Origin of the sequence: Microbacterium enclense (assembly GCF_001456955.1) — a bacterium.
Taxonomy (GTDB): Bacteria; Actinomycetota; Actinomycetes; order Actinomycetales; family Microbacteriaceae; genus Microbacterium; species Microbacterium enclense.
In genome coordinates, this window is sequence record NZ_KQ758475.1 from 65,121 (window position 1) to 79,642 (window position 14,522).

Below are 14,522 nucleotides of genomic sequence, written 5' to 3' on the forward strand. Positions count from 1 at the left end.
GACCCGGGGCGGGCGAAGCCCGCCGCACCGCACCGGAGGGTCAGTCCGCGAACGGCTCCAGGCGCTTGCGCATCACGGCCACGGCATCCGCGTTGTCGTCGATCAGCACGCTGTCCCTGCCCAGGGGGGCGGCGACCGCGCCGAGCGTGCCGCTGCCGGCGAACATGTCGAGCACGCGATCACCGGGGCGGCTGGACGCTTGCACCATGCGGCGCAGCACCCCCTCGGGCTTCTGCGTCGGGTAGCCGGTCTTCTCGCGGCCCGTGGTCGGAACGATCGTGTGCCACCAGACGTCGGTGGGCATCTTGCCGCGCGCGGCCTTCTCGGCGGTCACGAGGCCCGGGGCCATGTAGGGCTCGCGGTCGACGGCATCCGAATCGAAGAAGTACCGCTGCGGGTTCTTCACGTAGACCAGGATCGTCTCGTGCTTCGTGGGCCAGCGGCGCTTGGTCTTCGCGCCGTAGTCGTAGGCCCAGATCAGCTCGTTCAGGAATCGGTCGCGGCCGAACAGCGCGTCGCACATCACCTTGGCGTAGTGCACCTCGCGGTAGTCGAGGTGCAGGTACAGCGTGCCGTCGTCGGCGAGCAGGCGCCATGCCTCGATCAGTCGCGGCTCGAGGAAACCCCAATAGTCGTCGAACCGGTCGTCGTAGGTGCGCAGGTCGCCGCGCAGACGTGCATACTCGCGTCCGTGGAAGCCGCGCTGCACCACGGGAGGCGGGGGCGGCTCCTCGTCGGGGAACGTCAGCATGTTGGGGTCGTCGTCGACGGATGCCGCGGCCTCGGGCTCGTCGGCATCCGGGGTCGCGGCATCCGGGGTCTCGTCGATCTGCGGCGTGTAGGTCGCCGACTCGACGGCCTTGGAGCGCGTGCGCCCCGTGTTGAACGGCGGGTCGAGGTAGACGAGGGCGAAGGAGCCGTCGGCGTACGCGGGAGTGATCGCCAGATTGTCGGCGTGGTGGATCTCGACGCGGCCCGGCTGGGGAGCGTCGGGCAGGACCTCGACGCTCACGGAACGCGCTGCAGCCACGCGTCGGTGGCGAACTTCGTCTCGACGAGCGCCTCGGCCTCGGCGTACTCCTCGTCGGTGATGTGCCCGGGGGTCGCGCCGTACAGGGTCGTGAAGGTCTGGATGAACCGGTCGATCACCTGATCACGCGGAAGGCCGGTCTGGCTGCGCAGCGGGTCGACCCGCTTGGCCGCCGACACCGTGCCCTTGTCGCTCAGCTTCTCGCGGCCGATACGCAGCACCTCGGTGAGCACCTGGCCGTCCATGTCGTAGCTGAGGGTCGCGTGGTGCAGCACCCCGCCGTTGGCGAGGCGCTTCTGCGCGGCCCCGCCGATCTTGCCGTGCGGGCCGGCGATATCGTTGAGCGGCTGATACACCGCGTCGATGCCGAGCGATCTCAGCGCCTGCAGCACCCAGTCGTCGAGGAACGCGTAGGAGTCGGCGAAGGTCATCCCCGCGACGAGGGATGCCGGGACGTACAGCGAGTACGTCACGATCGAGTTCGCGGCCATGAGCATCGCTCCCCCGCCCGAGATGCGGCGCACGACGTCGAAGCCGTGCGCGGCCGCCCCCGCGGGGTCGACCTCGTTGCGCAGCGACTGGAACGAGCCGATGACGACGGCGCTTTCGTTCCACTCCCAGAGGCGCAGCGTGGGCTTGCGCAGCCCCGCCCCGACGCGGGTGGTCAGCACCTCGTCGAGCGCGAGGTTCATGCGGGGAGAGACGGGACGGTCGTGGACGACCTCCCACTCGAAATCGGCCCATCCGGGAGCGGTGACGAGGGCGCGGCGGATGGCCGTGGCGACCGACTCGGGCGTGAATCCGAGCAGCTGCGCCCCCTCGGGGAGCGCCGCACGGATGGCCGCGGCGATCGTCGGGACGTCGGACTCCACCGGCAGGCCGTTCACGGCGGCGTCGATGTCGTCGAGGGCGTCGTCGGGCTCGAGGAAGAAGTCACCGGCGAGGTGGAAGCCGTGGATGCGACCCTCGCGCTCTTCGAGGTCGACGACGACCAGCTTGCCCCCCGGGACTTTGTACTCGCCGTGCATGCGTCCAGCCTACGGCGGGCGGCCCGCGGGGGCTGCCGCCGAGATGTCAGCGCGGTGCCGTCTCGGCGATGGCGGGGCGCGCGCTCGGCGCGGACGCCGGAGCCGGTCCCCGGCGGTGGCGACGCTCGATCGCCTGGCCGGCGTACGACGCCCCGATGATGAGGGCGGCACCCGCGAGGCCGGGAAGCCCGACCGCCTCGCCCCCGATCGCGACGCCCACGGCGAGCGCCCACACCGGCTCGGTCCCCATGAGGATGCTCGCCCGCGTCGCCGACGTGCGCCGCACCGCCCACAGCTGCACGACGAAGGCGAAGACCGAGCACAGCAGTCCGAGGAAGAGCAGATTCGCCCATCCGGATGCCGTGAGCCGGGCCGCCGCAGCGGGCAGGTCGGCGCCGGCCACGGCCGACGACGTCACCGCGCACACGACGAGCTGCACGAGCACGACGGCGAGGGTGCTGTCGTGCCGCTCGCGAGTGAGGCGCGCACTGGCGGTGACGTGGACGGCGCGCACGACCGCGGCGGCGATGACGAGCGCGTCGCCGACGGTGGGGGTGCGCAGCCCGCCGTCCGAGACGAGCAGGGCCACGCCGACCACCGCCGCGACGGCGGCGACGAAGTACGAACGCGGCAGCCACGACCGCGCGGCGATGCTCTCGAGCACCGGGGTGAAGACGAGGGCGAGGCTGATCAGCAGCCCCGCGTTGGTCGCCGTCGTGAGGTGCACGCCCGCGGTCTCGAGGCCGATGACCGCCGCCTGCGAGCACCCGAGCAGTGCCGCGATCGCGAGGCCCCGGCCGCGCGGCATCCGTTCGCGCCGGATGAAGCACACGATCCCGAGCGCCGCCGCGGCGATGATGAAGCGCAGCGCCACGGCGGGGGCGACGCCCACCTCGCCGGTCAGTTCTTTCGCCGCGAGGAAGCTCGCGCCCCACACCACGGCCACGGCTATGAGCAGCAGGTCGACGACGATCTCGGGTACGCGACGGGTCATATCCCCACTGTCACCGCCCGGACGCGGAAGAACAACGCCCACTTCCTTCCGTATCCCGTAAGTTCGGACTTATGGATGCCGCCCACCTGCGCTTACTCCGAGAGCTCGGCGACCGCGGCAGCGTCGCCGCCGTCGCCGCGGCCCTGCACATCTCGGCATCCGCGGTCTCGCAGCAGCTCGCATCGCTCCAGGCGCGCGTTCCCGTGCCGCTCACCATGCGGCGCGGCCGCGTCCTCGCGCTGACCCCGGCCGGTGAGGCGCTGGCTGCGGCGGGAGCGCGCGTGGATGAAGCGCTCACCGCCGCGCGGGAGGCGGTGGGGGCATTCCTCGAGAGCGACGATCGGCCCGTGCGGGTGTCGGCGTTCCACAGTGCCGGGCTGGCATTGTTCGGTCCGCTCCTGCGCGCCCTCGACGGCACCCCGCCCCTGCACCTGACCGACGCCGATGTCGCTCACCACGCTTTCCCGGGTCTGACCGCCGACCACGACCTCGTCATCGCCCACCGCCTGGCGCACGATCCTCGGTGGCCGAGCGACCGCGTGGTCGCGACCGGGCTGCTCGAGGAGCCCCTCGACATCGCCCTGCCCGCGGGGCATCCCCTGGCATCCCGATCCCGCGTGCACGCCGCCGACCTCGCCGACGAGTCGTGGGTGTCGGTGCACGAGGGCTTTCCCCTCGCCGGCGTGCTCGACCACCTCGCCGCCCGCGTCGGACGGCCCCTGCGCATCGCGCACCGCATCAACGAGTTCTCGGTGACGGCGGAGGTGGTGCGCGCGGGCGGCGCGGTGGCCGTCATGCCGAGGACGACCACGACCTCGCTCGCCGCCGACGGAGTCGTGCTGCGCCCGCTCGCCGATGTGGACCTCGTGCGTCACGTCGACGTTCTCGCGCGACCCGACACCCTGGCCTACGCCGCGGTGCGACGCGTGTTGCGGACGCTGCGCACGGTGGCGGCGGAGGCGGCGGGCTGATCCCGCCCGCCGTGCCTCACCGGCAGGCGACCTCATAACCGTCGCCGTCGAAGACGACGCCGTAGCCGACGCCCGGGAACAAGCGCTGCCCCACGTCGGTGACGCTGCCCCACTCGCCGGGCGTTCCCCCGGCGACGGTGTCGATCACGATGCAGTCGGGCTCGGGGTTGGCGTTGCCGATCCAGTAGACCTCGTGGTCGCTGACGAGGTAGTTCATCAGCCCGATGTCGCTGACCACGCTCGCCCCGGCGGGGACCGCGGCGATCGCCGCCCGGGCGCTGGCCGCGCGCGGCGACGGCTCCCACGCGGCGGCCGTGACGAGCGAGAACAGCGGCAGGCCGGGCAACAGCACGATGGCCGCCGTCACCGCGATGGCGGGCGCCTGGCGTACGTAGGCCCGCATCCACGCCCAGCGGGATGAGCGTCCGCGTTCGATGGCATCCAGGAGTGCGACGAGCACGATCGGGATGAGCACCGCGCTGTAGTGCCACGTCGGCGCCCAGTAGCCGGTGTTCGTCGAGAGGAAGCGCCAGGCCAGGGTCGGCAGCAGCAGCAGCGCCAGCGGCGAGCGCAGCACGAGAACGGCGGACGAGGCGAGGATGAGCGCGAGGGTCTCACCCTTGGCCGGGTTGAAGAGGATCGCAGTGTCGGTCAGGACGCTGAGCGGATCGGCCTTGTCGGCGTAGGCCCATTCCCCACCCGGGTTGAGCGCCGGCAGCACGATCATCGTCGCGACGACGAACCACACCACACCCCACACCGCCAGCCCCGCACCCAGGCTCACGCCCGAGAGGCGTGCCAGCCCGCGCAGAACCGACGGCGCCGAGGCGGCGCCCGCGCGCGGTGCCACCCCGACGCGGCCGTGCTGCGCGACCGCGGAGACGTCTTCGTGCGGATGCCCCCGACGCTCACGCCACGCCAGCAGCATGATGACCAAGCCGAGCATGACGACCGTGAGCCCGAGGTCTTCCTTGACGAAGACGAGCGGCGCGCCCCACAGCGTCGCGACGCCCCAGCGGCGGTCGAGCACGGCGATCAGGCTGAGGGTGAGCAGGGGCACGGCGAGCGCGATCTCGTGGAACTGCGCGTCGGCGGCGTACTGCAGACCCCAGGCGAAGCCGAAGGCGAGGCCGAGCGCCACGCCGGCGATGGGGCCCAGGCGGGTCAGCGCCGCGCGCGTGAAGACGGCTGCCGAGAGCGCGAAGCAGGCGGCCTGGATGACGAGCAGCGTGAACGCCGACGGGAAGATCGCGTAGATCGGCGCGAGAACGGCCAGCAGCGGGTGGAAGTGGTCGCCGAGCAGGTTGTAGCCGTCGCCCTTGATGTCGACGATGGGCGGCTGCAGCGCCGCGTAGTGCGCGAGCAACTGAGTGAAGATGCCGAGATCCCACGAGCGGGCGGTGAAGTGGGCCCACTGCTGCGCGGCGAAGAGGACGTAGCCGACGAAGACGATCACGAAGACGGCGACCGGACCCGCCCAGTCGCGACGGCGACCCCAGACGCGGGAGGCGACCCCCGATGCCGGGCCGAGGGCGGTCGCACGCCGCGGGGCGACCGATGGGGCGTCGACCGGGTCGCCCGGGGCGGCGGGCGCGGACGTCTGAGTCATGCGAACATCTTCGCGTACCGGCCATCGTCAGACGAATGCCCGACAGCCGGGTGGGGAGAACAGCCTCAGCGGGAGGAGGCGTCCGCAACCGGCGACAGCGGGGCGCGAAGATCGACGGATGCCGAGGGGCGGACGCGCGCGGGAGCGGCCTCCCACGCCGGCTCGTCGTCGTCGAGATCGGATGCCGCATCGAGCGGCGCGGGCGGCGCGGAGCGCGGCACGGTGGGTGCCGATACGGCCGACTCGGACGCCTGCGCGGACGATGTGGGCGCGGCCGGCTCCGACGCCTGCGCGGCCGGCTCCTCCACCGACGGTGTGGACGGCGCTGCCGCCGCCGACGCGAGCGGCTCGCCGGGCGCCGACGCCTCGGGCGGGTTCGCGGCCGACGTCGCGGCCGGCGCGTCGGCATCCGGCGTAGCGGCCGACGGCCCAGCGGCCGCCGGCGCGGCGGCATCCGGCTCGGCGAGCAGTGCCTCGCGGATGATGCGGCGCGGGTCGTACTGCCGAGGATCGAGACGCTGCCAGTCGACGTCGGCCACCTCGGGCCCGAGCTCCTCGCGCACCCGCTCCTGAGCGGTGCGGGCCATGCGCCGCACCTGTTGAATGGTGCGGCGCAACGACTCCGCCGCGGCGGGCAGACGTTCGGGGCCGATGATCATCACGGCGATGAGACCGATCAGAAGGATCTTCTCCATCGTCAGGCCGAAGGTCATGAGAGACCCTTGTGCACTGACGCGGCGTCGTGCGGGCGCACGTGTCGGATCAGCGAGACGACGGCGGATCGACCGCGACGGCGTCGCTGCGCGCGTCGGTCGACGGCGCGGCCGAGGCGCGCGCGTCGGCGGCATCCTCGTCTTTCATCGCCTTGATCTCACCGCGGAAGACGCGAGCCGATTTGCCGACGCTCTGCGCGAGGGCGGGGAGCTTGGCCGCGCCGAAGAGCAGCAGGATCACTGCCAGAACGATCAGCAGGTGCCATCCGGTCAGTCCATGGAGCATGAGGCCTCCTCGGCCGTGCCGGCGCCTTCGCCGGCCATCGGGAATCGGCGCGGGGAACGCACCGTCGGCGATGCTAGCCCGCGACGACAAAGATTCACAACCTCCGCGTCGCACGCACTTTTGTTGGTCGCCAGTCGCGCAACTTTTGATTGACCTATGGAAAAACATCGGTCAAGATGACCAGCGAGCGACATCGCCGATCATGCGAAGACGACTCACCCCCGGAGCTCGCCCGAGACCCGCCCGCAGAGGCGGTGATCGGCGACCCATCCGAACTCGACGAAGAGCGGAGGATCGCACCCGCGCGTGGCCGACAGCCACCGCATGAAGAGCCCGGGCCGTCACGAAACAGTCGTTGAGACCGACCGTGTGACGACCCGGTGAAAACAACTCGCACGCATTCACAGGAGCTGTATTCACGATGAACTCTACTTCTCGGCATCCGGCCAAGAGGTCCCGGTTGACGGCGGTCCTCGCGGCCACCGCGCTGGGCCTCGGCGCCTTCGCCGCGGCACCCTCGGCGGCCTTCGCCCACGAGGGACACGACCACGGGACCGACCCCGTCATCACCGATCCCGGTGGCGACCACGGCGACCCCACCGACCCCGGCACCCCCGACCCGGGCGACACCGGCGAAGACGGCGGCGCCCTCGACTGGAGCAACTACGAGCGCGTCCTGCTCACGAAGGACGTCGGCGAGCCGATCGACCTCGCGGTGCTCCCCGACAAGCGCGTCCTGCACACCGCCCGCAACGGCGACGTGCGTCTGACCGACCCGGCCACGGGCGTCACGCGCATCATCAACAAGCTCGACGTCTACGCGAACTCCGAGGACGGCCTCCAGACCGTCGCGATCGACCCCGACTTCGAGAACAACAAGTGGGTGTACCTCGTGTACTCGCCGCGCGACGCCGACGGCGACGGCGTGGCCGACACCCCCACCGGCAACGCACCGAACACCCTGCCCGCCGGGGCCGACGAGTCGTACTGGGACCGCTGGCTGGGCGTGAACCGCCTCGCCCGCTTCCAGTGGACCGGCGACCAGCTCGACCTCTCCTCCGAGCAGGTCATCCTCGACGTCGAGGTGCAGCGCGGGCAGTGCTGCCACGTGGGCGCCGACATCGGCTTCGACGGCGACGGCAACCTCTACCTCAGCACGGGCGACAACACCCCGGCATCCACTCCGGGAGCGAACGGCTTCGCACCCAACAACGACGCCCCCGGCTTCAACCCCGGCTTCGACGCACGACGCGGCGCCGGCAACACCAACGACCTGCGCGGCAAGATCCTGCGCATCCACGTCGAGGACGACGGCACGTACACGATCCCCGAGGGCAACCTCTTCGCCCCCGGCACCGAGCTCACCCGCCCGGAGATCTTCGTCATGGGCGTGCGCAACCCGTTCCGCATCGAGGTCGACATCGAGACCAACTCGCTGTCGTGGGGCGACTACGGCCCCGACGCGACGAAGGCCGTCGCCGAGACCGCGGGCCGCGGCCCCATGGGCCTGGTGGAGTGGGACGCCATCAGCCTCGACGAGCCGCAGAACGCCGGATGGCCCTACGTGCACGGCGACAACTTCGCCTACAACGACTGGGACTTCGCCACCGCCACCCCGGGTGCGTTCTTCGACCCGCAGAACCTCAAGAACGAGTCGCGCTGGAACACCGGTCTCGTCGACCTGCCCCCGGCGCAGCCGGCGACCCTCTGGTACGGCGACAACCCCGGCGACCAGCCGTGGGACGAGCTGGTGAACTTCGGCGCCGGCACCGGCCAGGGCCCGATGGGCGGACCGGTCTACCACTACGACGAGTCCAACCCCTCGACGACCAAGCTCCCCCGCCACTGGGACGGCAAGGCGTTCATGGGCGAGTTCTCGCAGGACTACATCGCCGCATTCACGCTCGACTGGGACGCTTTCGAGGTCACCGACATCGAGGACTTCCTGCCGAACGCGGCCCTGTCGGCCCTCGGGCAGCCCCCGCACGACAACCCGATGGACATGGAGATCGGGCCCGACGGCTCGATGTACGTGCTCGACTACGGTGACGGCTTCTTCCGCGCCAACCCGGATGCCGGTCTGTACCGCATCGATTACGTCGCGGGCAACAAGTCGCCCCAGGCGCGCTTCACCGCCACGCCCACCTCGTCGTCGCAGGCGCCCCTGACGGTGCAGTTCGACGCCGCGGCATCCACCGATCCCGACGGCGACGCCCTCACCTACGAGTGGGACTTCGACGGCAACGGCACCTTCGACGCCACCGGCGTCACCGCCTCGTACACCTACACGGAGCTCGGCAACTACACCGCGCGCCTGCGGGTGACCGACGCGGGCGGACGCTTCGGCCTGACCTCCCGCACCATCTCGGTGGGCAACCAGGCCCCCGAGGTGACCGTGGAGTTCCCCGGTAACGGCGCGTTCTTCGACTGGGGTCAGGCGATCCCGTTCAAGGTGACGACCCAGGATGCCGAGGACGGCACCGCCACCGACTGCGCCCGCGTGAGCTGGACCTACGGTCTCGGCCACGACGAGCACGCCCACCCCGAGGTCTCGGGCACCGGCTGCACCGGCGTCTTCCGCACCGACCCCAACTCGCCCGAGCACGGCCCCGGTGCCCTGCTCTACGGCGCCGTCGTGGTCACCTACACCGACCGCGGTGCCAACGGCCTCCCGGCCGCCACGGGTGAGGCGACCCTCCGCCTCAACCCGAAGGAGCAGCAGGCCGAGCACGCCATCCGCCGCCAGGGCGTGACGGTGTACGCCGACGAGGACGCCTCGGGCGGCAACGCCATCCGCGGCCTCGGCCAGGGCGACTACCTCGCCTTCGACCCGGTGAACTTCGCCGGTATCGACGGAGCGATCGTCCGGGCCACCGGTGCGGGCGAGGTCCAGCTGCGTTGGGGCGCCGCCGACGCCGAGCCCTTCGCCACGGCGAAGATCCCGGGCGGCAACGGCTGGAAGGACGTGGAGATCTCGTTCGACGCCCCCGAGGGCACCGGCGCGCTCTACGTCACCTCGGCCGACGAGCTCGCGGTCGACTCGCTGAAGATGGTCGGCGACGGCGTGGGCGACGTGACGCCTCCCACGGTGGCGCACACCCTCGCTCCGGCCACCCCCACGGGTGTGGGCGGCGTCTTCAACGAGCCCGTGCGCTTCTCGGTGCAGGCCGCCGACAACGGCACGCTCGCCAGCGTCCAGTACTCCCGCGACAACGGCGCGACCTGGACGAACCTCGCCGCGAACCAGCAGTACGGCGTGACGTTCGACCAGAACGGCACGTACGACCTCCGCTACCGCGCCACCGACACCGGCGGCAACGTGTCGGAGCTGGGTTCGGTGTCGTTCACGATCGACCTCGACGCCCCCAACGAGCCGACGGTCGACACGCGGACGATGGTCACGCTCGCCTCCCCGCGTGTCACCTACGGCGCCCCCGGCGACGTCACGGTGTCGGTGCGCGGCGAAGGCGGCGCCCCCTCGGGCGAGGTCGTGCTGACGGTCGGCGAGAACGAGATCGCCCGCGGAACCCTGGATGCCGACGGCAACGCCGTCATCGCCCTGCCCGCGGACCTGCCGGTCGGCACGCACACCCTGCGAGCCACCTACGGCGCCGACGAGACGTTCAAGACGTCGGCCGGTATCGCCCGCCTCACCGTGTCGCAGGCGCGTTCGACGACCACGGTCGCCGTGTCGCCCACGCCGGTCAAGCCAGCCGTGGCCGCCACCGCCACGGTCCAGGTGGCGTCGTCGACGGGCATCGTCCCGACCGGTGACGCCACGGTGACCATCCGCCGCAACAACGCGGTCGTCGCCACCCTCACCGGAACGCTCGGCGCAGACGGCACCGTCCAGGTGACCCTGCCCAAGCTCAGCACGGTGGGCGCCTACCAGGTGCAGGCCTCCTACAACGGATCCGCCGGCATCGCGAAGAGCAGCGGCAGCACCAGCCTGACCGTCCAGAAGTAACACCCCGGTGGGGGCCGCGATACGCGGCCCCCACCACCCCCCTCGGCCGTCCCGGCACCGGGGCGGACCCACCTCGAAGGAGAGTCATGAGTCACCACCACGACCACGCGCACCCCACGGTGCCGGATCGGCCCATGAGCCGGCGCACGCTGCTGAAGGCCCTGGCCGCCTCGTCGGTCGCCGTCGGCATCGGCGCCGCCGCCATGCCCGCCGCCGCATCGGCATCCACCGCCTTCGGTGCCCGTGCCGCCGCGGCCGCCCCGCCCGTCAGCGCCGGCAAGCGGCTCGTCCCCGTCAACCGCATCGGCATCCAGCTCTACACCGTGCGCGACAAGGTCAGCTCGCTGGGCTTCCGCGCGGTGTTCGAGGAGCTCGCCCGCATCGGCTACTCGGAGGTCGAGTTCGCCGGGTACACGCAGGGCAACGTCGGCGCGATCACCCCGCAGCAGATCCGTCAGCTGCTCGACGACAACGGCCTGCGCGCGACGGGTGCCCACGTCAACCTGAACCCCAACAACATCGACCAGCAGCTCGAGATCGCCCACGTTCTCGGCATGCCGCACCTGGGCCAGGGCGGCCCCATCGCCGGCGGATACGGCGGCCCGCTCGCCAAGGACCCCTGGATGCAGGCCATCGGCACGTGGAACCAGATGGGCGAGAAGGGCCGTGCGGCGGGCATCAAGCTCTACCTGCACAACCACGCTCAGGAGTGGGGCTTCACGACCGACACGAAGGAGCGCGTCTACGACCTGTACTGGCAGCACCTGAACCCCGAGACGGTGTTCTTCGAGATGGACGTCTACTGGGCGCACGTCGGAAAGCACCTGTACCCGGGATTCGAGCCGATCGACTACATCAAGCGCGACCCGCGACGCTTTCCGATCCTGCACCTCAAGGACGGGAAGCTGAACCCGAACAGCGCCAACGGCTACGACATCGTCGAGTTCGGCGCCGGCAACATCGACTACACGGCGTTCCTCTCGCAGCTGCGCGACCGCGGCCAGCGCTTCGGAATGTTCGAGCAGGACAACGCCGCCACCGTGCCGGTCAACCCCGGCAACTCGCTGGCCAACGCCGACCGCAGCTACGAGAACATCGCAGCCCTGCGCGGCTGACCCTCGAGGAAGATCACATGAACAAGATCATCAAACTCACCACCGTCGGCCTCCTCGTCATCGGGGGCAGCGTCGTCGCCGTCCCCGCGTACGCGGCCGACCTGACCTGCACCGACGACCTGGGCAGCCAGACCGTCTCGGGCAACCTCCTCGTCCCCGGCGGCGCGGACTGCGTCCTGGGCGGCGCGACCGTCGAGGGCGACATCATCGTGGAGGAGGGCGGATGGCTGGATGCCACCTCCGTCACCGTCACGGGCGATGTCATCGCCACCGACGCGTACGGCGTCTCGCTCGACGGCACCAGCGTCGAGGGCGACATCAGCGCGTACTCGGCCGACACCACGGTGGGCTTCCTCTACGTCAACGACCTGCGGGTCGGAGGCTCGGTCGAAGCCGGCGGCATCGACGTCGAGGTCGTCGACAGCGCGATCACCGGCTCGCTGCTGACGCAGCAGGCCAACTACGTCGACGTCGTGCGCACCTCGGTGGGCGGCGACGTGTCGATCGACCGCTCCGGCTGGGGCGTGTCGATGACCGGTGCAGTCGTGCAGGGCGACGTGACCGTGAGCGGCAGCTCGCGCGACGTGCTCATCGGCGCCACCGCCGACGGCGGCAGCGACGCCTTCGCCAACACCATCGGCGGCGGCCTGTCACTCACGGGCAACTCGGCCAACCTGCGCGTGGCGAACACCACCGTGTACGGCGCCCTGGCGCTGGATGCGAACACCCCCGGCGCCATCTTCGGCGCGGGCGTGCGCGCGGGATCCACGACGGGCGACTACACCGGCGAGGCGCCGACCGCGCCGCCGACCGGTGACCAGTCGATCGCCGTCACCGTGCCGGCGCAGGGCTCGGGCGAGCTCACCTGGTCGATCGAGGGCACCTCGCGTCTCGTCGACCTCGGTGTCGCCGAGCAGGAGCTCGACCACTTCCACGCCGAGGGCGAGATCATCCCGATCCGCATCCAGGACACCCGCGCCGGCAACCCCGGATGGTCGCTGACCGCCCAGGTGTCGGACTTCACCGCCGGTGGCGAGCAGGTGTCGAGCAAGTACCTCGGCTGGACGCCCGAAGTGCTCGAGAACGCGGGCGACGCCATCGCCGGCGCTCCCGTGCCCTCGGGCTTCGACGAGGGCGAGGGCCTGTCGGTCGCTCGCACGCTCGCCTCGGCGAACGAGGGCCACGCGCGCGGCAGCTCCCTCGTGGGCGCCGACCTGGATCTCAAGCTCCCGCTCGAGACCCCCCGCGGCACCTACACCGCGACCGTGACGCTGACCGCCCTCAGCTGATCCCTCCGTCGGGGTCGCGCTCGCCTCGAGCGCGGCCCCGGCGGACACCCTTGGCCAGGGCCCGCTCTTCCACGAGCTCGGCCCCGGCGAGAACCCTCCGAACGAAAGCCACGCCCATGTCCCAGGCGACCACCCTTCCCCGTCTTCTCCTCTCCGTCTCCGCAGCCCTCGCTCTGGTGCTGGGCACCCCCGTCGCCGCGTCCGCGGCCGCCGCTCCCTCCGCCGCGCTCGCGGCCGCCGCCCCCTCCGCCGCGCTCGCGGCCGCGGCTCCCTCCGCCGCTCTTGCGGCCGCCGCCCCCTCCGCCGCGCTCGCGGCCGCCGCCCCCTCCGCCGACACCACGGTGACGTGGAGCGTCAAACCCGCCGACACCGCGCAAGGGCGCGACCGGCCCAACTACGCCTACGACCTGCCGCCGGGCGGCACGGTCGGCGATGCGCTCTACGTCGCCAATCGGAGCCCCCAGCCGATCACGCTCACCGTGTACGCGGCCGACGGCTTCCTCACCGAAGACGGTGCCCTCGACATCCTCGCCGGGGGTGTGGCATCCACTGATCTCGGCAGCTGGGTCCAGATCGAGACCGCCGAGCTCACCCTCGACAGCGGCGCCAGCGCCGAGGTGCCCTTCACCATCGCCGTACCCGCCGACGCCTCCCCGGGTGACTACGCCGCGGGCGTCGTGGCATCCATGCTCGTCACCGCCGACAACGGCACGATCACCGAGCGACGCCTCGGCTCGCGCGTGCACCTGCGGGTGCAGGGCGACCTCGCGCCCGCCCTGACCGTGAACGACGTCGCGGTCGACTACCACGGCACCGCCAACCCCGTCGAAGCGGGATCGGCGACCGTCACCTACACCCTCACCAACACCGGCAACACGCGCCTGGATCCCAACGTCGACGTCGCCCTCGGCGGTCCGTTCGGTCTGGCTCGCGTGAGCGCCGCCGACGACGCCCCCGAGCTGCTGCCGGGGAGCAGCCTGCAGCGCACGGTCGAGGTGGCATCGGTCGTTCCGCTGGGCCTGCTGGCGGCCGACGTGACGGCCACCTCGCAGGTCGTCTCGCGCACCCTCGCCGGTGCGGAGCCCTCGACGCTCGACCCGCTGGTGTCGGCCGGTTCGGCGGCCACGGCCGCGATGCCGTGGACCGCGCTGGCGATCCTCGCCGTGCTCGCCGCGTTCGTCGTCTGGCGCATCGTCGCCGCCCGCCGCCGCAAGGCCGCGCACGCCCGGGAGCTCGCCGCCGCGGTGGCCGCGGCGCGTGCCGAGGCCGCACCGGCGACCGACGCGGAGCCGGTGCCCGCGGGTGGCGTGATCACCGACTCCCCCGACACCGCGACGCGCGCTTCGCGCCGCGACCCCTGAGACCCGCTCGCGGCGCGGAGAGGGACACTCCGCGCCGCGAGCGACCCATCACGCCCGTCGTGCTGCGGCACGGCGGGCGTTTCGCGTGCTCGCGCGTCCATCCGCCGCTCCGCGCACAACTCCTGCAGACCGTCGCCGCAGCCGCCGCGAACCGGCCGC

At 71.8% G+C, this 14,522-nt stretch carries 11 protein-coding genes; 5 read left to right on the top strand and 6 right to left on the bottom strand.

The genetic code is table 11. The annotated features are described in order from the left end of the window. Window positions 1–40: 40 nt before the first annotated feature. From AS029_RS15350 to AS029_RS15360, 3 genes are read right to left on the bottom strand one after another with little or no spacing between them, the layout of a single operon-like run. Entirely contained in the window at window positions 41–1,012 is a 972-nt protein-coding gene (locus AS029_RS15350) for a DNA-methyltransferase (RefSeq protein WP_058233470.1), read from the bottom strand. Beyond that, window positions 1,009–2,058 (bottom strand): lipoate-protein ligase LplAB, encoded by a 1,050-nt coding sequence (locus AS029_RS15355; protein WP_058233471.1) that lies wholly within the window; start codon window positions 2,056–2,058, stop codon window positions 1,009–1,011. The genes AS029_RS15350 and AS029_RS15355 overlap by 4 nt, the downstream gene beginning before the upstream one ends. A gap of 46 nt (window positions 2,059–2,104) precedes the next feature. Next, complete coding sequence (locus tag AS029_RS15360; protein ID WP_058233472.1) at window positions 2,105–3,052, bottom strand: DMT family transporter; 948 nt, start codon at window positions 3,050–3,052, stop codon at window positions 2,105–2,107. Between the two features lie 71 nt (window positions 3,053–3,123). On the opposite strand from AS029_RS15360, the gene AS029_RS15365 reads away from it, so the two are divergent. Further along, window positions 3,124–4,023 (top strand): LysR family transcriptional regulator, encoded by a 900-nt coding sequence (locus tag AS029_RS15365; protein WP_058233473.1) that lies wholly within the window; start codon window positions 3,124–3,126, stop codon window positions 4,021–4,023. Between the two features lie 16 nt (window positions 4,024–4,039). On the opposite strand, the gene AS029_RS15370 is transcribed toward AS029_RS15365, so the two are convergent. From AS029_RS15370 to tatA, 3 genes are all read right to left on the bottom strand, one after another. Next, window positions 4,040–5,632, bottom strand: a complete 1,593-nt coding sequence (locus AS029_RS15370; RefSeq protein WP_082642342.1) for a DUF2079 domain-containing protein — start codon at window positions 5,630–5,632, stop codon at window positions 4,040–4,042. Between the two features lie 65 nt (window positions 5,633–5,697). Next, entirely contained in the window at window positions 5,698–6,345 is a 648-nt protein-coding gene (locus tag AS029_RS18050) for a twin-arginine translocase TatA/TatE family subunit (RefSeq protein ID WP_074615967.1), read from the bottom strand. Window positions 6,346–6,394: 49 nt separating this feature from the next. After that, window positions 6,395–6,631: a twin-arginine translocase TatA/TatE family subunit gene (gene tatA / locus AS029_RS15380; RefSeq protein ID WP_058233474.1), complete on the bottom strand. Its 237-nt coding sequence runs from the start codon at window positions 6,629–6,631 to the stop codon at window positions 6,395–6,397. A 460-nt stretch (window positions 6,632–7,091) separates the two neighbouring features. Between tatA and AS029_RS15385 the strand changes: the two genes are divergently transcribed. From AS029_RS15385 to AS029_RS15400, 4 genes are all read left to right on the top strand, one after another. Then, window positions 7,092–10,598, top strand: coding sequence for a PQQ-dependent sugar dehydrogenase (locus tag AS029_RS15385; protein ID WP_228375968.1), 3,507 nt, complete (start codon window positions 7,092–7,094; stop codon window positions 10,596–10,598). 86 nt (window positions 10,599–10,684) lie between these two features. Then, window positions 10,685–11,713 carry a sugar phosphate isomerase/epimerase family protein gene (locus AS029_RS15390; RefSeq protein ID WP_228375969.1) on the top strand — a complete coding sequence of 343 codons (1,029 nt, stop codon included), beginning with the start codon at window positions 10,685–10,687 and terminating at the stop codon, window positions 11,711–11,713. Window positions 11,714–11,730: 17 nt separating this feature from the next. Then, window positions 11,731–13,002, top strand: a complete 1,272-nt coding sequence (locus AS029_RS15395; RefSeq protein WP_058233476.1) for a hypothetical protein — start codon at window positions 11,731–11,733, stop codon at window positions 13,000–13,002. Between the two features lie 116 nt (window positions 13,003–13,118). Next, window positions 13,119–14,363 carry a COG1361 family protein gene (locus AS029_RS15400; RefSeq protein ID WP_058233477.1) on the top strand — a complete coding sequence of 415 codons (1,245 nt, stop codon included), beginning with the start codon at window positions 13,119–13,121 and terminating at the stop codon, window positions 14,361–14,363. Window positions 14,364–14,522: the final 159 nt, after the last annotated feature.